The organism is Neisseria subflava, assembly GCF_005221305.1.
GTDB classification, from domain to species: Bacteria; Pseudomonadota; Gammaproteobacteria; order Burkholderiales; family Neisseriaceae; genus Neisseria; species Neisseria subflava.
The window spans coordinates 417,840-437,903 of record NZ_CP039887.1 but is presented as its reverse complement, the minus strand read 5'-3'; the positions used below and the strand labels follow the sequence as shown (position 1 = coordinate 437,903).

Annotated in this window: 20 protein-coding genes and 1 tRNA gene; 8 read left to right on the top strand and 13 right to left on the bottom strand. The window is 48.2% G+C overall.

Going from position 1 to position 20,064, the window contains the following annotated elements; all coding sequences use genetic code 11:
- Positions 1-91: 91 nt before the first annotated feature.
- From FAH66_RS02190 to FAH66_RS02180, 3 genes are all read left to right on the top strand, one after another.
- Positions 92-1,939, top strand: a complete 1,848-nt coding sequence (locus tag FAH66_RS02190; protein WP_137040544.1) for a lytic transglycosylase domain-containing protein — start codon at positions 92-94, stop codon at positions 1,937-1,939.
- 277 nt (positions 1,940-2,216) lie between these two features.
- On the top strand, positions 2,217-2,429 hold the full coding sequence (rpsU, locus tag FAH66_RS02185) for a 30S ribosomal protein S21 (RefSeq protein WP_003680926.1): 213 nt from the start codon (positions 2,217-2,219) through the stop codon (positions 2,427-2,429).
- A gap of 98 nt (positions 2,430-2,527) precedes the next feature.
- Positions 2,528-2,974, top strand: coding sequence for a GatB/YqeY domain-containing protein (locus tag FAH66_RS02180; RefSeq protein ID WP_137040542.1), 447 nt, complete (start codon positions 2,528-2,530; stop codon positions 2,972-2,974).
- A gap of 63 nt (positions 2,975-3,037) precedes the next feature.
- Here the strand turns inward: FAH66_RS02180 and accD are convergent, their stop codons facing one another.
- The 11 genes from accD to FAH66_RS02125 all read right to left on the bottom strand — a co-directional run bounded on the left by accD (position 3,038) and on the right by FAH66_RS02125 (position 12,838).
- Positions 3,038-3,904 carry an acetyl-CoA carboxylase, carboxyltransferase subunit beta gene (gene accD, locus FAH66_RS02175; RefSeq protein WP_137040540.1) on the bottom strand — a complete coding sequence of 289 codons (867 nt, stop codon included), beginning with the start codon at positions 3,902-3,904 and terminating at the stop codon, positions 3,038-3,040.
- Between the two features lie 75 nt (positions 3,905-3,979).
- The gene (trpA, locus tag FAH66_RS02170) at positions 3,980-4,765 is read right to left on the bottom strand and encodes a tryptophan synthase subunit alpha (protein ID WP_137040538.1); all 786 of its coding nucleotides are present in this window, start codon (positions 4,763-4,765) and stop codon (positions 3,980-3,982) included.
- A 326-nt stretch (positions 4,766-5,091) separates the two neighbouring features.
- Positions 5,092-5,439, bottom strand: a complete 348-nt coding sequence (locus FAH66_RS02165) for a hypothetical protein (RefSeq protein ID WP_137040536.1) — start codon at positions 5,437-5,439, stop codon at positions 5,092-5,094.
- Positions 5,423-5,725 carry an integration host factor subunit alpha gene (locus FAH66_RS02160; protein ID WP_003680933.1) on the bottom strand — a complete coding sequence of 101 codons (303 nt, stop codon included), beginning with the start codon at positions 5,723-5,725 and terminating at the stop codon, positions 5,423-5,425. Before FAH66_RS02160 ends, FAH66_RS02165 begins: the two co-directional genes overlap by 17 nt.
- A gap of 114 nt (positions 5,726-5,839) precedes the next feature.
- Positions 5,840-8,203: a phenylalanine--tRNA ligase subunit beta gene (gene pheT / locus FAH66_RS02155; protein ID WP_137040534.1), complete on the bottom strand. Its 2,364-nt coding sequence runs from the start codon at positions 8,201-8,203 to the stop codon at positions 5,840-5,842.
- A 103-nt stretch (positions 8,204-8,306) separates the two neighbouring features.
- On the bottom strand, positions 8,307-9,296 hold the full coding sequence (gene pheS, locus FAH66_RS02150) for a phenylalanine--tRNA ligase subunit alpha (protein WP_137040532.1): 990 nt from the start codon (positions 9,294-9,296) through the stop codon (positions 8,307-8,309).
- 248 nt (positions 9,297-9,544) lie between these two features.
- Positions 9,545-9,904: a 50S ribosomal protein L20 gene (gene rplT / locus FAH66_RS02145; RefSeq protein ID WP_003675502.1), complete on the bottom strand. Its 360-nt coding sequence runs from the start codon at positions 9,902-9,904 to the stop codon at positions 9,545-9,547.
- Positions 9,905-9,916: 12 nt separating this feature from the next.
- Positions 9,917-10,114 carry a 50S ribosomal protein L35 gene (gene rpmI, locus FAH66_RS02140; RefSeq protein WP_137040530.1) on the bottom strand — a complete coding sequence of 66 codons (198 nt, stop codon included), beginning with the start codon at positions 10,112-10,114 and terminating at the stop codon, positions 9,917-9,919.
- 142 nt (positions 10,115-10,256) lie between these two features.
- Positions 10,257-10,778: a translation initiation factor IF-3 gene (gene infC, locus FAH66_RS02135; RefSeq protein ID WP_079453677.1), complete on the bottom strand. Its 522-nt coding sequence runs from the start codon at positions 10,776-10,778 to the stop codon at positions 10,257-10,259.
- Between the two features lie 17 nt (positions 10,779-10,795).
- On the bottom strand, positions 10,796-12,709 hold the full coding sequence (gene thrS, locus FAH66_RS02130; protein WP_137040528.1) for a threonine--tRNA ligase: 1,914 nt from the start codon (positions 12,707-12,709) through the stop codon (positions 10,796-10,798).
- A gap of 52 nt (positions 12,710-12,761) precedes the next feature.
- Positions 12,762-12,838 (bottom strand) — tRNA-Val (locus tag FAH66_RS02125).
- Positions 12,839-13,075: 237 nt separating this feature from the next.
- Here FAH66_RS02125 and tgt point away from each other — a divergent pair.
- The 4 genes from tgt to FAH66_RS02100 all read left to right on the top strand — a co-directional run bounded on the left by tgt (position 13,076) and on the right by FAH66_RS02100 (position 16,502).
- Positions 13,076-14,191, top strand: coding sequence for a tRNA guanosine(34) transglycosylase Tgt (gene tgt, locus FAH66_RS02120; protein ID WP_137040526.1), 1,116 nt, complete (start codon positions 13,076-13,078; stop codon positions 14,189-14,191).
- An 84-nt stretch (positions 14,192-14,275) separates the two neighbouring features.
- Positions 14,276-15,286, top strand: a complete 1,011-nt coding sequence (gene hemH, locus FAH66_RS02115; protein WP_137040524.1) for a ferrochelatase — start codon at positions 14,276-14,278, stop codon at positions 15,284-15,286.
- Between the two features lie 120 nt (positions 15,287-15,406).
- Positions 15,407-15,805: a c-type cytochrome gene (locus tag FAH66_RS02110; RefSeq protein ID WP_137040522.1), complete on the top strand. Its 399-nt coding sequence runs from the start codon at positions 15,407-15,409 to the stop codon at positions 15,803-15,805.
- Between the two features lie 205 nt (positions 15,806-16,010).
- Positions 16,011-16,502, top strand: coding sequence for a disulfide bond formation protein B (locus tag FAH66_RS02100; protein WP_003683060.1), 492 nt, complete (start codon positions 16,011-16,013; stop codon positions 16,500-16,502).
- 60 nt (positions 16,503-16,562) lie between these two features.
- Here the strand turns inward: FAH66_RS02100 and FAH66_RS02090 are convergent, their stop codons facing one another.
- Positions 16,563-17,291 (bottom strand): YebC/PmpR family DNA-binding transcriptional regulator, encoded by a 729-nt coding sequence (locus tag FAH66_RS02090; RefSeq protein WP_137040518.1) that lies wholly within the window; start codon positions 17,289-17,291, stop codon positions 16,563-16,565.
- A 365-nt stretch (positions 17,292-17,656) separates the two neighbouring features.
- Here FAH66_RS02090 and FAH66_RS02085 point away from each other — a divergent pair, with 365 nt between their 5' ends.
- Positions 17,657-19,087, top strand: coding sequence for an alanine/glycine:cation symporter family protein (locus tag FAH66_RS02085; protein WP_137040516.1), 1,431 nt, complete (start codon positions 17,657-17,659; stop codon positions 19,085-19,087).
- Positions 19,088-19,145: 58 nt separating this feature from the next.
- On the opposite strand, the gene trhA is transcribed toward FAH66_RS02085, so the two are convergent.
- Positions 19,146-19,772 carry a PAQR family membrane homeostasis protein TrhA gene (trhA, locus tag FAH66_RS02080; protein WP_049350640.1) on the bottom strand — a complete coding sequence of 209 codons (627 nt, stop codon included), beginning with the start codon at positions 19,770-19,772 and terminating at the stop codon, positions 19,146-19,148.
- Positions 19,773-20,064: the final 292 nt, after the last annotated feature.

The window sequence follows — 20,064 nt, the reverse complement described above, 5'->3', positions numbered from 1 at the left end:
AAAATGTAAATATCAGTTTGTAATTCGGTTATTCCGCATAATTCATTTAAAATAAGCAGTTATTTTGATTATAAAAACGACACGGTATCCAATGAACGTTCAACGTCTTTTCCCTCTCTCCCTCAGCTTGATTACCGCCGCTGTTTTATCGGCGTGCGCCACCCAAAACACACCGACTGCTTCGAAAAGCGAAACCGTCGTTCAGCCTAAATCCACTTCTATTCCTTCACGCCGCGCCGACAGCGAATCCAAAATCCTGTCCGATTACAGCCAATACCAAAGCGCCATCGATGCCGCCAAACGCGGCGACGATGCTTGGGTACAACAATTTTTATCCCAAGCCAGCGACAGCGCAATGGCTGAAAACGTCCGCAACGAATGGCTGAAAACCTTGGGCGCGCGCGGCCAATGGGATTTGTTCCGTCAAGAATTCAGTAAATTGAACGCCGCCGGCGTCGCACAAGAAGTGCAATGTTATGCCGATTTGAGCAGCGACAATTACAGCAAAGCCGCCGAACTGGTTCGCGTTACCGGCAAACTGCCTGCCGGCTGTACCCGCTTGGTTGAAAGCGCGGCAGCTTCAGGCCGTCTGAACACCAACGACGCATGGCGTCGCGTGCGCGGCTTGTTGAGCAACAGTCAAACCACAGATGCACGCAACCTCGCCGCCGCATTGGGCAGCCCCTTTGAAGGTGGCGCGCAAGGTGCGACCGAATACAGCCTGTTGAGCGTGATCGGCAAAGATGCACGCAAATCCGCTTCTGCCGCCGCCACCCTATCCGACATGGAATCCGGCCTCAGCCGCGAACAACGCAGCTTCGCATGGGGCGTATTGGGCCACTACCATGCACAAAGCCAAAACATGCCGACTGCTTTGAGCTACTACGGCCGCGTTTCCGATCGCAAGCAACTGACCGACGAACAATTAGAATGGTACGCACGCGCCGCTTTGCGCCTGCAACGTTGGGACGAATTGGCAAGCGTGATTCAGCATATGCCTGAAAAACTGCAAAAAGACCCGACATGGCAATATTGGCTGGGCCGCAGCTTTGCCGCACAAGGCAAAAGCAGCCAAGCCAAAGAAATGTATGAAAAAGCTGCCGCTTCCGGCCGCAATTTCTACGCCGTAATGGCAGGTGAAGAATTGGGCCGCCGCATCAATACGCGCAACAACGTTTCCGATGCCGATGCCAGAGACGTCCGCCGCATGAGCGAAGACGGCGCCATCAAACGCGCATTGGTTCTGTTTAAAAACAGCCAAAGCAACGGCGACTCCAAAATGCGCCGTCAGGCACAGGCAGAATGGCGTTTTGCCACCCGCGACTTCAATGAAGACAACCTGCTGACTGCCGCACAAGTCGCTTTTGACAACCAGTTCTACGACATGGCAATCAACAGTGCCGACCGTACCGATCACAAACTCAACTACAAGCTGCGCTACCTCTCTCCGTTTAAAGACCTGACCGTCCGCTATGCCGCACAGGCAGGCGTTGACCCTGCATGGGTTTACGGTTTGATTCGCCAAGAGAGCCGCTTTGTCATGGGCGCTCAATCCAGCGTCGGCGCACAAGGCCTGATGCAGGTCATGCCTGCGACCGCCCGCGAAATCGCCGGCAAAATCGGGATGAGCAGCAGCGAACTCTACACCATGGATGGCAACATCCGCATGGGTACTTGGTACATGGCAGATGCCAAACGCCGCCTGCAAAATAACGAAGTAATGGCCACCGCAGGCTACAATGCCGGCCCCGGCCGCGCCCGCAACTGGCAGGCTTCTTCGCCTTTGGAAGGCGCCATCTACGCCGAGACCATCCCATTCACCGAAACCCGCGACTACGTGAAAAAAGTCATGACCAACGCGACTTATTACGCGTCATTGTTCAACGAACCGCAAACTTCGTTGAAACAACGTATGGGTACGGTTCCCGGTCGTTATTAAAACCAAATAGGCCGTCTGAAAAGTGAGACAGAATCAAACGTTCAGACGGCCTGCAATCTTGACAGACTATCGGGTTTATAAGATAATCTCCCGATTGTTTCTGACCGAAAAGGTCACTTGCACGGCAAAAGCCGACTTGTTAGGAGGTGATGTTTACATCACGGCGCGTATCCCGCCCTGCCCTAGGCAAACCCGCGATACAACAACTATCCCATTATGACAAACCGTCCTCTATTTCTTAAAACGGTTTGATTGAACAAAATTTAAAGGAAATAAAATGCCTGCTATTCGTGTTAAAGAGAATGAACCATTTGAAGTTGCCATGCGTCGTTTCAAACGTGCCGTAGAAAAAACCGGTCTGTTGACCGAACTGCGCGCCCGTGAAGCGTACGAAAAACCAACTACCGAACGCAAACGCAAAAAAGCTGCTGCAGCCAAACGTCTGCAAAAACGTCTGCGCAGCCAACAACTGCCTCCTAAAATGTACTAATTACAGGCCTGCCCTGTGATAAACGACACACCGCAAGGGCAGCTTTGCGGTGTGTTTTGTTTTTCAGACGGCATCTTTTTATATAAAGTGAGAACATTATGAGCCTAAAAACACAATTAACCGAAGACATGAAAACCGCCATGCGTGCCAAAGACCAAGTGTCTTTAAGCACCATCCGCCTGATTAATGCCGCCATCAAACAATTTGAAGTAGATGAGCGCACTGAAGCCGATGACGCAAAAGTCATCTCTATCCTGACCAAAATGGTGAAACAGCGCAAAGACAGCGCCAAAATCTATACCGAAGCCGGCCGTCAAGATTTGGCTGATAAAGAAAACGCGGAAATCGAAATCCTCAACCGCTACCTGCCGCAAATGATGTCCGCAGAAGAAATCAAGACTGTCGTTGAAGCAGTCATTACAGAAACCGGTGCATCAGGCATGGCCGATATGGGCAAAGTTATGGGCGTACTGAAAACCCGTCTGGCCGGCAAAGCCGACATGGGCGAAGTCAACAAGATTTTGAAAGCCGCATTGACTGCTTAATCATCAATAATCAAAAAGGCCGTCTGAAATATTACTTTCAGACGGCCTTTCTTATTGTGCTAATCAAGCAGCAGTTACTTTACTTTCATGACGCAACAAAGTAATCAAATCACTGATACGTTTTTTCATGGAACGACGATCGACGATTTGGTCGATTGCGCCCTTCTCCAACAAGAATTCTGCACGTTGGAAACCTTCCGGCAAGGTTTCGCGTACAGTCTGCTCGATAACGCGCGGACCTGCAAAACCAATCAGAGCATTCGGTTCTGCCAAAACCACATCGCCCAAGAAAGCAAAGCTGGCAGATACGCCGCCCATGGTCGGGTCGGTCAATACAGAAATAAACGGCAGACGTTTTTCAGTCAGCAAATGCAAAGCCGCGCTAGTTTTCGTCATCTGCATCAAAGAGTTCAAACCCTCCTGCATACGCGCACCACCGGAAGCCGCCACGCAAATAAACGAACAATTATCTGCAACAGCACGGCGTACACCCTGCACGAAACGTTCACCCACTACCGAACCCATGGAGCCGCCGATAAAGCGGAATTCAAAAGCAGCCACCACGACAGGCAGGCCGTTCATGGTGCCTTTCATAACGACCAAAGCATCGTCCTCGCCGGTTGCTTTACGCGCAGCAGTGAGGCGATCCGTATATTTCTTGCTGTCTTTAAATTTCAGCGGGTCTGTCGGTTTAATATTGGCTGCAATCTCTTCACGGCCTTCTTCATCCAAAAGCAGGTCCAAACGTTCGCGCGCAGAAAGCGGATTGTGATGGTTACATTTCGGACAGACTTCGCTGTTTTGTTTCAACTCGGTTGAGTAAACCGTTGCCGAACAAGACGGACATTTGTGCCACAGGCCTTCAGGGACGCTGGACGAACTGCTTCGGTTTTTAATTTTCGGAGGAAGAATTTTATCTAGCCAGCTCATGAATGACTCCTTAGGATTCAGAATTCAGACGGCCAGTTGAACGTAAGGCCGTCTGAAACAATAGAATGGAAAAATTTAGCGAATCGCGTCTTTCAACTCTTTAACCAACGCGCCTACTGCTTCAGCCTCGCTACCTGCATGGCTTTCAATCTCTTTGACGATACGGCTGCCGACAATAACGGCATCCGCCACCGCACCAATCTTACGCGCACTCTCCGCATTATTGATGCCGAAGCCGACACCAATCGGAATATCGATGTATTTGCGCAAAAGCTCTATTTTACGCGAAACTTCTTCAGTGTCCAAACTTGCCGCACCAGTCACGCCTTTGAGCGATACATAATACACAAAACCGCCGGCCACTTTGGCAATAATTTGAATACGCTCCTCAGTTGTCGTTGGCGCAATAAGGAAAATACAATCAATACCTTGTGCTTTCAACGACTCATGTAAAGGCGCAATGGTTTCTACCGGAGAATCCACGGTCAACACGCCATCTACGCCTGCTTCGGCAGCCGCTTGCGCAAACGCCTGATAACCCATTTTATGTACTGGGTTCAAATAGCCCATCAAGACAACCGGCGTTTTATCATTGGTTTGGCGGAACAAGCGTACTGTTTCCAATACGTCGCGCAAAGAAACATGATTTGCCAACGCCCTTTCAGCCGCACGTTGAATAGTCGGGCCATCCGCCATCGGGTCAGAAAACGGCACACCCAGTTCCAAAATATCAGCACCATTAGCCACCAGGCTATGCATCAATGCCAAGGTTGTCTCAAGGCTGGGATCACCCACCGTAATATAAGGAATCAGTGCTTTTGCGCCATTGAGCGCTGAGAAAGTTTGTTGGATTCTGCTCATTTTCTGCTATCCATTTCATCGATTTGAATGTTGTCCGGCAGCCTGTTTATTCTGCCGTTACATTTGTTTTAAAAACCTCAGTCTGCCATGAAAAGGCGGCATCTATCCGCATTATCTAATGACTGTTTCTTCCCAATCGGCAAACAAGAGGCTAAGTATAACATTTACGGCTATTTCATAGAATCATTTGCAATCAAGATTCTGATATTTTGAAAGCAATATAAAACAATAAAGGCCGTCTGAAAATCATTCAAACAGCCTTTATTAGAATCAATTATGCAAATCTTTGTATGCCTTCGCACTTTTGATTAGAATTTCCCTATCGATTACAGCTCGACATGGTGATTTTGTTGTTCAGAACCCAGATGATGCTCCAAATCAGACAAAATCTGCATCAGACCATGACGCACTTCTTCTGCATTGGCGGCAGGATTGCCGTTTGCATCCAAAGCACCACGGCTGAACGTATCGATATATGGTTCAAACGTATCTTTCAGTTTCAACAACTTAACTACATCTGAGCGCGTATATCGATCGCCACCGTATCCAATCACAACATTATTTTCATGTTGCCATTGGGCAAACTGAGCCGGGCTGATTTGCACCAATTGGCACATCTCATCCAACGTAAAATAACGCTTGGCAGGAATAACCGGATTATTGTTGTTTGTCATAGTAATGCTCCACCATGCCTTTGAGTTTTTGGCTGGCATGGAAAGTTACCACACGGCGTGCGGTAATCGGCACTTCTTCGCCTGTTTTAGGGTTACGGCCAGGGCGTTGAGGTTTGTCGCGCAATTGGAAATTACCGAAACCGGAAATTTTAATTTCTTCACCACGCGCCAAAGTGCTGCGGATTTCTTCAAAAAAGAGCTCGACGATTTCTTTGGCATCATTCTTGGTGACGTTGCTGACTTTGTCGACCAAAATATCAGCCAATTCTGCTTTAGTTAGTGTCATGTGTTTACCTTCATTCAAACTGGTGCAATTATTACCAAAATTCTTTTAAAAATCAAGTCTTCACCAAAAAATCAAATGTTATTGGTGATTTTTGGCGACAACTTTTATCTTATTTTAAGCGCGAAGCTGTGCATCTTTTTCGGCTGCCGCTTTAATCATTTTCGCAACCAAAGGCTCGATGACTTCATCCGTCAGCGTGTTTTCCATATCTTGCAAAATGATTTTGACGGCAACGCTCTTCATGCCTTCAGGCACGCCCGTACCGCGGTAAACGTCAAACACGCTGATTTCTTGAACCAGCTTGTTCGCCGCCGCTTTCAGGGCATTTAACAAATCATCATGCGTTACAGCTTCAGGCATTACAAATGCCAAATCTCGGCGTACAGGTTGGAATTTGGATACGGACTGATAACGGGTTTTCTCACGACCCAATACCGCATCCATATCGATTTCAAACACCAGCGGCGCTTGCGGCAAATCATATTTTTGCAGCCATTTCGGATGCAACTCGCCAACAATACCAACTACTCGGCCGTCTGAAACAATATTGGCGGCACGTCCTGGATGCAATGCCGGATGTTCGGTCTTAACAAAGGATACTTCCTTGTTTTTCAAAAGGCTCTCAACATCGGCTTTCATATCGTAGAAATCTACGTTACGTGTTTTCTCGCCCCATTGCTCAGGCAGCACAGAGCCATACCACAAACCGCCGATACGTTCGTTTTGAACAAATTGATCAGCCGAATCTTTGCTGAACACACGGGCAATTTCAAACACGCGTACACGGTTTTGCTTACGGTTCAAATTGTTTTGCAAAACTTCCACCAAACCGCCGATAAGCGTAGAACGCATGACTGCATACTGCGCCGCCAACGGATTTTGCAGACGGATAGGATTGGTATTGGCAGCAAAGTCTTGCTCCCATTGCTCATCCACAAACGCATAGCTGACCACTTCGCGGTAACCACGTGCCGCCATTTCGTTATAAACCGCAAAACGCGGGCGTTTGGTTTCAGGCAAAACCAACATTTTCAGACGGCCTGAAGTATAGTCGTCGGGAATATTTTCATAACCGTAAACGCGGCCGATTTCTTCAATCAAATCAGCTTCGATCTCGATATCGAAACGGAAGCTAGGAGAAGTGACACGGAAGCCTTCTGCGGTTTTCTCAGGCTGCAAACCCAAGTGTTGCAAGATAATTTCGACCTGATCGGCAGGGATTTCAACGCCCAATACCGTTTTCAGACGGCCTAAACGCAATTCAACCTGTTTTGCCTCAGGCAATTTTCCTTGTGCCTCAACCATTTCACCGGCTGCACCACCGCAAATCTGTACCACCAATTCGGTAGCACGCTCAATAGCATCAGCTTGCAAGCAGTAATCCACGCCACGCTCAAAACGGAAAGAAGAATCCGAGCCAAAACCGTATTGACGGGATTTACCGGCAATAATCTCCGGAGCAAACCAAGCAGCTTCCAACACAATATTTTGCGTCTCATCAGAAACCGCGCTTGCCTCGCCGCCCATCAAGCCCGCCAAGCTCAACGCACCTTTTTCATCAGCGACCACCAGTGTATTGTCAGCCAAAGTAACCGTCTTCTCGTTCAGACACGCCAAAATCTCGCCATTTTGAGCACGGCGGACAATTAAACTGCCTGACAGCTTGTCAGCATCGAAAACATGCATAGGCTGACCGATTTCCAGCATCACATAGTTGCCGATGTCCACCAATGCAGAAATGCTGCGGATACCGCTACGCTCCAAACGTTGTTTCATCCAATCAGGAGTAGCCGCTTTCGCATTAACATTTTCAATAACGCGACTGATAAAACGGCCGCAGTCGGCCGGCGCATCAATACGGACAGCCTGTTTTTTCTCACTGCCGATAGAGGCCGTCTGAATTTCAACAGGCGTAAACGCACATTGAGTCAACGCAGAAACCTCACGCGCAATACCCTTAACACTCAAGCAATCAGCGCGGTTAGGCGTAATTTTCAACGTAAACAGCGTATCGTCCAAATCCAAGTATTCGCGGATATTGGCACCGACAGGCGCATCTTCAGGCAGAATATGCAGACCGTCTACACCATCATCAGGCAAACCCAGTTCATTGGTCGAACACAACATACCGTTTGATGGTACACCACGCATTTTAGTCGGCTTAATTTTGAAATTGCCCGGCAAAACGGCACCCGGCAAAGAACACGGCACTTTAATACCAAGCTTGACATTCGGCGCACCACAAACAATCTGAACCAACTCGCCCGTACCGGCATCAACTTGGGTAACGTTCAAACGGTCTGCATCAGGATGTTTCTCAACGGATTTCACTTCGGCAACAACCACACCACTGAAAGCAGGGGCAGCAGTATCGATTTCTTCCACTTCCAAACCGGCCATGGTCAAAAGATGTTCCAGTTTATCGGCAGAAAGATCAGGATTGGCTTGGGTTCTCAGCCATGAATAAGGAAATTGCATATTATTTTCTCTACTATCAGGCCGTCTGAAACAAATTTTTATCAGACGAAATCAGTAATATCTATTCACTTTTCAGACGGCCTATCAAAAGACCATCTGAAATTTATTTAAACTGCTTCAAGAAGTTCAAATCGTTATCAAAGAACAGGCGCAAGTCGTTCACGTTGTAACGCAGCATAGCGAAGCGGTCAAGACCGATACCAAAGGCGAAACCGGTATATTTTTCAGGGTTAATATTGACGTTTTTCAACACGTTAGGATGTACCATACCGCAACCGCCTACTTCCAACCATTTGCCATTTTCACCCATGATGTCGATTTCGGCTGAAGGCTCAGTAAACGGGAAGAAAGACGGACGGAAACGCACTTGCAGGTCATCGCGTTCAAAGAAGCGACGGATAAAATCAGTAAACACAGCTTTCAAGTCGGCAAAAGTCACACCCTCTTCTACCCACAAACCTTCAGCCTGATGGAACATAGGCGAGTGAGTGGCATCACTGTCTACACGGTAAACGCGGCCGGGGGCAATAATGCGGATAGGCGGCTCTTTTTTGTCGAGCATATAGCGGATTTGAATAGGCGAAGTGTGTGTGCGCAAAACGTCGCCGTTTTCAACGTAGAAAGTATCTTGCATCGCACGCGCTGGGTGATTTGCAGGAATATTCAAGGCTTGGAAATTATGGAAATCGTCTTCGATTTCAGGGCCGTCCGCTACTTCAAAACCCATACCGTGAAACAGCTCGACCACACGTTGCAAAGTTAAAGTAACTGGATGCAAACCGCCATGTTCTTGCGCACGGCCCGGCAAAGTAATATCCAATGCTTCTGCAGCCAATTGAGCTTGCAGCTTGGCTTCATTTAGGGTATCGCGTTTGGCATTAAAGGCCGTCTGAAACTGATTTTTGCATTCGTTGATGTGCGCACCTATGGTTTTACGCTCTTCAGGAGACATTTGACCCAAAGTTTTCAAAAGTCCGGTCAATTCGCCGGTTTTACCAAGATAGCGTGCTTTAATTTGTTCTAAGGCATTGAAGTCTTGCGCGGCTTCAATAGCGGCAATACCTTCTGCAACGATACGGTTTACATTTTCCATAGTGGTTTATCGTCTGTTTGTTGATGGCAGGCCGTCTAAAACAACAAAGCCGTCTGTTGGATTTGATTTCAAACCCGTTCAGACGGCCTTTTGTCTTACTGCGGCCAATCCGTTTGATAAGAGAGGCCTATTTTATCGCAAATTAGTATAAAAAAATAGAGTTTAAAGAAAGAAAATCAACTACATAGGATTTCTTTAAGAAAAGAAAAAAGGAAGCATAAGCTTCCTTTTTAAATAATCTTATCGAATTAAGCAGCCAAAGCAGCTTTAGCTTTTTCAACCAATTGTGCAAATGCAGCTTTGTCGAATACAGCCAAATCAGCCAATACTTTGCGGTCGATTTCGATAGCAGCGCGTTTCAGGCCGTTCATGAATTTGCTGTAAGACAGACCATTTTCACGGGCACCTGCGTTGATACGAACGATCCACAGTTGACGGAATTGACGTTTGCGTTGGCGACGGTCACGGTATGCGTATTGACCGGCTTTCATTACCGCTTGTTTGGCAACACGGTAAACGTTTTTACGACGACCGCGGTAGCCTTTAGCTAACGCGAAGACTTTTTGGTGACGAGCACGAGCGGTAACACCGCGTTTTACGCGTGGCATATTCTAAACTCCTTAAGCGTAGGGCAACATTTTAGCAACAGAAGCCAAATCGCGTGAATCAACCATAGCGGTGCCGCGCAATTGACGTTTAGTTTTAGTGTTTTTTTTGGTCAGGATGTGACTTTTGAACGCATGACCGCGTTTTACACCACCGTTACCCAGTACTTTAAAGCGTTTTTTCGCGCTAGACTTGGTTTTCATTTTAGGCATTGGAAAACTCCATTCGTTATTAGATAAGGTATAAGGGGTTTTGAAATAAATTTCAAACACTTGGAACCCAAAATACCACGGTTTTTGCCGCTAATTAAACCTTATTTCGAGCGGCAATCGAAATAAGCCTTGCATTATAGCTTTATTTTTTCTTAGGCGCAATCATCATCACCATTTGGCGGCCTTCCATTTTAGGGAAGGACTCGATTTGTGCCACTTCAGCCAACTCTTCTTTTACGCGTTCAAGCAGTTGGGCGCCCAATTGTTGGTGTGCCATCTCACGACCGCGGAAACGCAATGTCACTTTAACTTTGTCACCATCGGCAAGGAAGCGGTTGATGTTGCGCATCTTGATTTGATAGTCGCCTTCATCAGTACCCGGACGGAATTTAATTTCCTTGATTTGTACCTGCTTTTGGTTTTTCTTGGCTTCGTCGCGCTTCTTGGCTTGTTGGTATTTGTATTTACCGTAATCCATCAGTTTGCATACGGGCGGTTTGGCAGTCGGGGAAATTTCTACCAAATCGACATCTTGCTCTTCGGCCATAGCCAGAGCTTCACGAACTGAAACGACACCAAGCTGATCGCCTGACTCACTGATTAATCGCACTTCTTTGGCGGTAATTTCACCATTGATTCGTGCTTCGCGTTCTTGAGCGATGATGAATACTCCTATAAAAATTAATGATTGACGAGGGCGTCAGTGATTTCTTGCTGCAATTGTGCAATAAAATCATCTACATTCAAAGAACCCAAGTCCTCTGCTTTGCGGCGTACCGCAACTTTGTTTTCTTGTTTCTCTTTATCGCCGACAACGATTTGATAAGGGAAACGGTATTGGCTGTTGTCACGGATTTTGTAACCGATTTTTTCGTTACGCAAATCCAATTCGACACGGAAACCTGCCGCCTGCAATTTAGTAGCCACTTCACGACAATAATCTGCTTGGTTCTCGGTGATATTCATAATCACCATTTGAACCGGCGCAAGCCACAATGGGAATGAGCCTGCATGGTTTTCAATCAGAATACCGATGAAGCGCTCCAATGAACCCAAAATAGCACGGTGCAACATTACAGGACGCGCACGATCGTTGTTTTCAGTTACATATTCGGCATTCAAACGCTCCGGCAATACGAAGTCCAACTGCAGGGTACCGCACTGCCAAGAGCGACCCAAGGCATCTTTGACATGGTACTCAATCTTAGGACCATAGAATGCGCCTTCGCCAGGCAATTCTTCCCACTCTACGCCGCAAGCGGTCAATGCATCACGCAGACCTTGTTCGGCTTTATCCCAAACTTCGTCAGAACCTGCACGTTGTTCAGGGCGGAGGGACAGCTTCACAGCAACATCATGGAAGCCGAATTGTTTGTAAATGCGAACCAGCAATTCATTGAATGCACGTGCTTCATCAACGATTTGATCTTCGGTACAGAAGATGTGCGCATCATCCTGCACAAAACCACGAACACGCATCAGACCATGCAATGCACCGCTTGGTTCATTGCGGTGGCAAGAACCGAACTCAGCCAAACGCATTGGCAAATCGCGATATGAGCGCAAGCCGTTATTGAAAATTTGCACATGACCCGGACAGTTCATCGGTTTAACCGCGTATTCGCGTTTTTCTGAACTGGTCACAAACATATTGTCTTTATAGTTTTCCCAGTGGCCGGATTTTTCCCAGAAGGTTTTATCCATAATCTGAGGTGTTTTAACCTCTTTATAACCGGCAGCATTCAACTCTTTGCGCATATGCTGCTCAATCACTTGCCACAAAGCCCAGCCTTTAGGATGCCAGAACACCATACCCGGCGCTTCATCTTGCAGGTGGAACAAATCCAATTGTTTACCCAGCTTACGATGGTCGCGTTTTTCTGCTTCCTCGATACGTTGGATATAGGCTTTCAATTCATCTTTGCTTGCCCAAGCCGTACCGTAAATACGTTGCAACATTTCATTGTTGCTGTCGCCGCGCCAGTATGCGCCTGCCAGCTTGGTCAGCTTGAAGTTTTTCAAGAAACGGGTATTGGGAACGTGAGGACCGCGGCACATATCGACGTATTCTTGATGATGATACATGCCCATTGCTTCCACTTCAGGCATGTCTTCAATCAGACGCAATTTGTACTCTTCGCCGCGATCTTGGAAAATTTTGATGGCTTCTGCACGAGGCGTCATCACTTTAATAACGTCATAGTCTTGTGCAATCAACTCTTTCATGCGCGCTTCGATAGCGGCCACATCATCAGGCGTAAATGGTTTTTCAGTTGCGATATCGTAATAGAACCCGTCTTCAATCACCGGGCCGATAACCATTTTGGCATCAGGATAGAGCTGCTTGACTGCATGACCAACCAAGTGTGCGCAGGAGTGGCGGATAATTTCCACACCTTCTTTGTCTTTAGGCGTAATGATTTGAACGTGGGCATCTTCGGTAATCGGATCGCAAGCATCCACCAATTTACCGTTAACCTTGCCCGCTACCGTTGCCTTTGCCAAACCTGCACCGATAGACGCTGCAATTTGCGCCACGGTAACGGGTGATTCATATTGGCGGACCGAACCGTCCGGCAAGGTAATGTTCAACATCAGAAAGCTCCAAAACATTAAAAAATAACGGCATAAAGCCGTTATGGAAATTTGGTAGGCACAATTGGACTCGAACCAACGACCCCCACCATGTCAAGGTGGTGCTCTAACCAACTGAGCTATGTGCCTTCATCTAAGTCGCTTATTGTAACGAAGCGTGTTCCCTTTTGCAAGCATCTGTAAATACTTTTCAGACGGCCTGGATATTTTTGTTTGATTTATACCTCATTTTTTATTTCCTCCGTCATTCAGGCCGTCTGAAGCATTGTTTTGACAAAGATAAAATCCAGCCGTCAACCAACGAAAAATCCTTTATAATCTGCCCTTTCATTTCGCACACACGCGAACGTCCAATCTATTATTACTATGCTTAAATTTACCTTACACAAGAAAGACGGTCATGCCCGACGCGGCACTTTGGAACTGAACCACGGCAAAATCGAAACGCCGGTATTTATGCCGGTCGGCACATATGGTTCGGTCAAAGCGATGAACCCGCAAAACCTGCATGACATCAAAGCACAAATCATCTTAGGCAACACTTACCATCTGTGGCTGCGCCCCGGTTTGGAAGTCATCGAACAATTCGGCGGCCTGCACGAATTTATCGGCTGGGATAAGCCGATTTTGACCGACTCAGGCGGTTTCCAAGTATTCTCATTGTCCGACATGCGCAAGCTGACCGAAGAAGGCTGTACATTCCAAAGCCCGATCAACGGCGACAAACTGTTCCTCTCGCCCGAAGTGTCGATGAAAATCCAAACCGTATTGAATTCCGACATCGTGATGCAGCTGGACGAATGCACCCCGGGCGAGGCAACGCACAGCCAAGCGCAAAAATCGCTGCAAATGAGCCTGCGCTGGGCGGAACGAAGCAAAAAGGCTTTTGAAGACCTGAAAAACCCGAATGCGCTGTTTGGCATCGTACAAGGCGCGATGTATGAAGATTTGCGCGAAGAATCGCTGAAAGGCTTGGAAGAGCTCGACTTCCCCGGCTTGGCCATCGGCGGCTTGTCTGTTGGCGAACCTAAGCCCGAAATGTACCGTATGTTGCGCGCCGTCGGCCCTATCCTGCCGGAACACAAGCCACATTATTTGATGGGCGTCGGCACGCCTGAAGATTTGGTGTACGGCGTGGCACACGGCGTGGATATGTTCGACTGCGTCATGCCTACCCGCAATGCGCGTAACGGCTGGCTGTTTACCCGTTTTGGCGATTTGAAAATCAAAAACACCAAACACAAACTCGACAAGCGTCCGATTGATGAAAGCTGCACCTGCTACGCCTGTCAGAATTTCAGCCGCTCCTACCTGCACCATCTGCATCGTGTCGGCGAAATCTTGGGCGCACAGCTCAACACCATCCACAATCTGCACTTCTACCAAGTCATCATGGCAGAAATGCGCGAAGCCATCGAACAAGGCAAATTTACCGATTGGCAGGCACAATTCCATGAAAACCGTGCCCGCGGTGTGGATTAATCCTTTTAAAGGCCGTCTGAAATCAGATTTAATTCAAACTGCTTTTCAGACGGCCTCAATATTCTTAATTAATAAAGCACAATCATGTCCCGTTTCCATACCGAACCACCCTTAGCCTACACCGCACAAAACCGTACCGCCGTCCTGCTGCTCAACCTCGGCACGCCTGACGCGCCCACTGCTACCGCAGTTAAGCCTTACTTGAAAGAATTTCTGTCCGATCAACGTGTTGTCGAACTGCCCAAGCTCCTATGGCAACCGATATTGCGCGGCTTGGTATTGACTTTTCGCCCGAAAAAAAGCGCGCATGCCTATGAAAAAGTTTGGTTTAAAGAAGGTTCGCCGCTTGAGGTTTACACACACCGCCAAGCAGAAGCCCTGGCCAAACATTTGCCCGATGTCATCGTCCGTCATGCCATGACTTACGGCAATCCAAGCGTTGCCGACGTTTTGGCGGAACTCAAAGCCCAAGGCGTGGGCAAATTACTGGTCATCCCGCTCTATCCGCAATATGCCGGCTCTTCTACCGGCGCGGCTTTGGACAAAGTGTTTCAAGAGTTATTGCTGCAACGCAACCAAATGAGCGTCCGCACCGTCTCCCGTTACTACGACGATGCCGCCTATATTCAAGCCATGAAGCAGCATATTGAAGCCTATTGGGCTCAAAACGGACGCAGCGAAAAACTGATGTTGAGTTTCCACGGTATTCCGCAAAAGCATCACGATGACGGCGACCCCTATCCTGACGAGTGCCACCATACTGCCAAGCTGTTGGCGCAGGCATTGTGCTTGTCCGAACAAGAATACATTGTTTCTTTCCAAAGCCAGTTTGGCAAATCCCAATGGGTCAAGCCCAGCACGCAAGCCCTGTTTGATCAGCTGCCGAAACAAGGCACAACCAAACTCGACGTATTCTGTCCCGGCTTCCTAGCCGACTGCCTCGAAACCATGGAAGAAATCGCCATTATGGGACGCGAACAATTCTACGCCGCAGGCGGCAAAGAATACCGTTACATCCCCTGTCTCAACGATTCCGCCGACTGGATTGCCGCACTTGCACAATTAAGTCGGGCCAATCTGCAAGGCTGGATTTGACCTAAACCAAAGGCCGTCTGAAAAATTCACTTTCAGACGGCCTTTAGCGTTATCATCAAGCTATTAAAACGCAAACCAAGCGTGTGGCCATCAAAAACACTACTCAAAAAGGAACACATCATGACTGCACTCCGCCCTATCCTGCTCCTTCTGACCGCACTCAGCATCCCAACTGCTTTTGCCGCTGATGCCGCTCTGATGAGCAAAGGACAAAAAATTTACGAAACCAACTGCGCTGCCTGCCACGGTAAAAAAGGGGAAGGCCGGGGTGCCATGTTTCCGCCTTTATTCCAGTCCGACTATATCAACAAAAAACCGCAAGCCCTGTTGCAAAGCATGACCAAAGGCATCAACGGCCCGATTAAAGTAAACGGCAAATCCTACAACGGCTTCATGCCTGCTACCGCCATCAACGATGCCGATGTCGCCGCCGTTGCCACTTACATCATGAACGCCTTTAATAATGGCGGCGGTACGATTACTGAAGCAGATGTCAAAAAATCTCACGGGAAAAAATAAAACGTCTCTCCCCTAAAGGCCGTCTGAACATTTCAGACGGCCTTTTCAATATGGAACACATTTTTGTTTCCATATTTATGGTTACGCAACATCAACAAACATACGCAAAAAACCGTCAAACCGAAAAAAGCATATGCGTTTTGTGTTAAAGTAAACATTATTGATCGGCTGTTTTGCGTCCAGGCCGTCTGAAAGGTTTTATGTTATGAACTTTTTCCGCAAGACTGTTTTATTTTTAGTCGTCCTCTCCATATTTGCCGCCTGCGGCTCCTTTATTTCACAATACGTTTTGGGTATGAACCCGTGCGTATTGTGCATCCTGCAACGCTTGTGCGTATTGGCTGTCGGGCTGTTGGCCATTGTTACGGCATTCAGTTCTCAATCTTCCAAATTTGCCCGCTCGCTCTCGGCATTGTTGATTGCCGCTCCGGCCGTTTACGGAGCAGGTGTCGCCGCCTATCAAATTTGGCTGCAAAGCCTGCCGCCCGGCACCGCCCCTTCTTGTGGCGCACCTTGGACTTTCCGCCTGCGTGACTGGCCTTTGTTCGATTGGTTTGAACCCATCGTCCGCGGCTTTGGCAACTGCGCCGAGCCGGACTATCTATTCGGCGTTGCCCTGCCAGTGTGGAGTATTTTGTATTTCGGCTTTGTCGTATTGCTGCTGCTTTGGGCTTGGTTGAAAACCAGAAAAATCTGATTGGTTTCGATATAAAAAGGCCGTCTGAAATTTCAGACGGCCTTTTGTTCTTTAAACTGTTTAGTCCAGATTCAACACTGCAGAAGTATAAACGTCTTGTACGTCGTCCAAATCTTCCAATGCGTCAATCAGTTTTTGCATCTTAACCGCATCTTCGCCGCTCAACTCGGTTTCGTTTTGGGCGCGCATGGTAACGTCGCCGTCAACAGATTTGCAACCTGCCGCTTCCAAAGCCGATTTTACAGCAGCCCAGTCGTTCGGCGCGGTAATCACTTCGATGGAACCGTCGTCGTTGGTGATCACGTCTTCCGCACCTGCCTCCAAAGCCGCTTCCATCAGCGCATCTTCGTCAACGCCCGGTTCAAACACCAAATAACCTTGATGAACGAAGTTGAACGCTACGCAACCGTCGGTACCCAAGTTGCCGCCGTTTTTAGTGAACGCATGGCGCACATCGGCAACGGTACGGGTTTTGTTGTCGGTCAGACAGTCCACCATCAAAGCCGCGCCGCCGATGCCGTAGCCTTCGTAACGCAACTCGATGTATTCCACGCCTTCCAGATTGCCCGTACCTTTATCGATGGCACGTTGCACGTTGTCTTTAGGCATATTGTTTTCAGCGGCTTTTTCCAAAGCCAGGCGCAGGCGCGGGTTTGCGCCGGGGTCGCCGCCGCCCATACGGGCAGCAACGGTAATTTCTTTAATCAGACGGGTGAAGATTTTGCCGCGTTTGGCATCTTGTCGGGCTTTTTTGTGTTGGATATTTGCCCACTTACTATGGCCTGCCATATTGATTCCTTTCGTTTTTTCACGCGTTGAGGCGGAATTTGCTTCATTTGTAAGGCGTGCATTTTATCATAAGTTGCCTTTAGCCAAAATATTCAGACAGCCCGAATATTTGCAAAAACAGGCCGTCTGAAAACAAAGAAACCTTTTTTAAATAAAGAAGCACATTGGCGGCAAACCTTTGTCAGTTTTTCGTTTTAATTCACGAAGGTTTACGGTATGATGACAAAACCGGTCAAAATTGTTAACAACTTAACCGGTATCGAATGGCAAAACGGCCTGCTCGCCGATGTTGCCAACCATGAAAAATGAGAGGGGGTAGTTACCCGTATCATTTTATTTTTATTGTTTTTATTAAAGGTTTTATTATGGAAGAAATATTGTCTGCTCTGGTGGGTGCAGTCAATCAGGTTCTTTGGGACTACCTGCTGATTTATGCCTTAATCGGTATCGGCCTGTTTTTTACCCTGTACTTGGGCGCGCCGCAAATAACCAAATTGGGGACGGGTTTTAAAGCCGTTTTCGGCGGCTTGTTCAGCAAAAAAAACAAAGACCACGAAGGCAAATCCCTGTCTCAATTTCAAGCGCTTGCCGTGGCGATTTCCGCGCAAATCGGTACCGGTAACGTTGCCGGTGTCGCCACTGCGATTACTGCCGGCGGCCCGGGTGCCATTTTTTGGATGTGGTTGTCTGCCATTTTGGGCATGTCTACTATTTTTGCAGAAGCCGTTTTGGCGCAAAAATACCGCGTGGTCAGCCACGGCAAATACATCGGCGGCCCTGCGTTTTACATTACGCACGGCCTGACCCCGAAAATCGGCCGTGGTGCGGCGCGTTTCCTGTCCGGCTTTTTCTCCATTGCCTTGATTATCGCGCTGGGCTTTATCGGTAACGCGACCCAATCCAACTCTATCGCCTCGGCCATAAATTTGGCTTTCGATATTCCTCCGATGGCTGTCGGCATTGCTTTGGCGGTATTCGCCGGCCTGATCATCATCGGCGGCATCAACCGCATTGCCGGTATCGCGCAATTTGTCGTGCCGTTTATGGCGGTGATTTATATCTTGTGTGCCGTGATTATTTTGTTCAAATTCTCCGACCACATCATTCCGATGTTCCACAGTATCTTTGTCGCTGCCTTTAATCCTGAAGCGGTATTGGGCGGTGCAGCCGGTATCGGTATGCGCGAGGCAGTCCGCTTCGGTGTGGCACGCGGCCTGTTTTCCAATGAAGCCGGTATGGGTTCGACCCCACACGCTCATGCGACCGCCAACGTCAAACACCCTGTACAACAAGGTATGGCTGCATTTATCGGTATTTTTATCGATACGCTGATGGTCTGCACGGCAACCGCGCTGATTATCCTGCTGACCGATGCCAACCTGTCCGGCGAAACCGGCGCTGCGGTTACCCAACTGGCGTTTAACAAAGCCTTCCCGGGTTTCGGTTCGCAACTGCTCGCCGTCTGTCTGACCTTCTTCGCCTTTACCACCATCATCGGCTGGTACTACTTCGGCGAATCCAATATCCGCTTCCTGTTCCGCGGCAAACATTTGGGCATCTACCGCGCGCTGGTTTTGGTGGCCATCGTATTGGGTACATTGGGCAAAGTGGATTTGGTTTGGAGTATGTCCGATATGTTCAACGGCTTTATGGTCTTACCAAACTTAATCGCCCTCTTCCTGCTGCGCAAGGAAATCCGTGCTGTTTACGACGATTATCTGGCGCAAACCAAAGCTGGCAAAGAGTTGACCTACAACTATGAATTCCACGAATTCCACGACAAAAACCCAGGTTGACGACAAACAAAAACCTCTCAGTCAAACTGAGAGGTTTTTTATTCCAGGCCGTCTGAAACTACAACACATAAAAATAAATGCTGATAAATTGCGTCAAACTGCCTGCCAAGACAAACAAGTGCCAGATACCGTGGCCATGGCGGATTTTCGTATCGTTGATAAACCAATAAATCCCCACGCTATACAATACGCCGCCCAACACCAGCCAAAACAACCCGCCGGCCGAAAGCGACTGTATCAGCGGCCATACCGCCACCACAATCAGCCAGCCCATCAACACATAAATCACCATCGACAACAACCGCTTCTCGCTTTTGCGCCCGATCGTCAGCTCCTGAACAATGCCCAGCAAAGCCAGCCCCCACGACACGCCGAAAAGCGACCAGCCCCAACCGCCCTGCAGGGTAATCAGCGTAAACGGCGTATAGCTGCCTGCAATTAAAAGATAAATCATGCAATGATCGACCTTTTGCAAAATCGCCTTGGCCTTCGGCTGCGGAATACTGTGGTATAAGGTTGAGCCCAAATACAGAAGCAGCAGGCAGACTCCGTAAGTCAGTGCACCGGCAATCCGATAGCCGTCCGCCGATTCTACCGCTTTCACCAGCATCAGCACCAAGGCTGCCACTGCCAACAAGAAACCGGCCAAATGGCTGTACGCATTAAATCTCTCGCCGTGATACATAAACCATTCTCATTTATAAAAGACCAAAGTGTACGCCAAGACAGGCACTTCGTCAGAGAAATCGGGTTAAAAATAAGTTAAAGCGTAAAGGCCGTCTGAAAAACACGGCCTTGCAATATAACAAAAACATCTTTGCAACAAACAAACCATTCTTTCCCTTTTTCAGACGGCCCCTATATATTTCAAACCCGAACAACACGGCAAAGTCATCCGCCACTGCCGTGTTGTTTGCTTTATTATTCTTGCAAATATCATTTAACAACAAAAGCTTAATCAACCATCCTTACAAAGC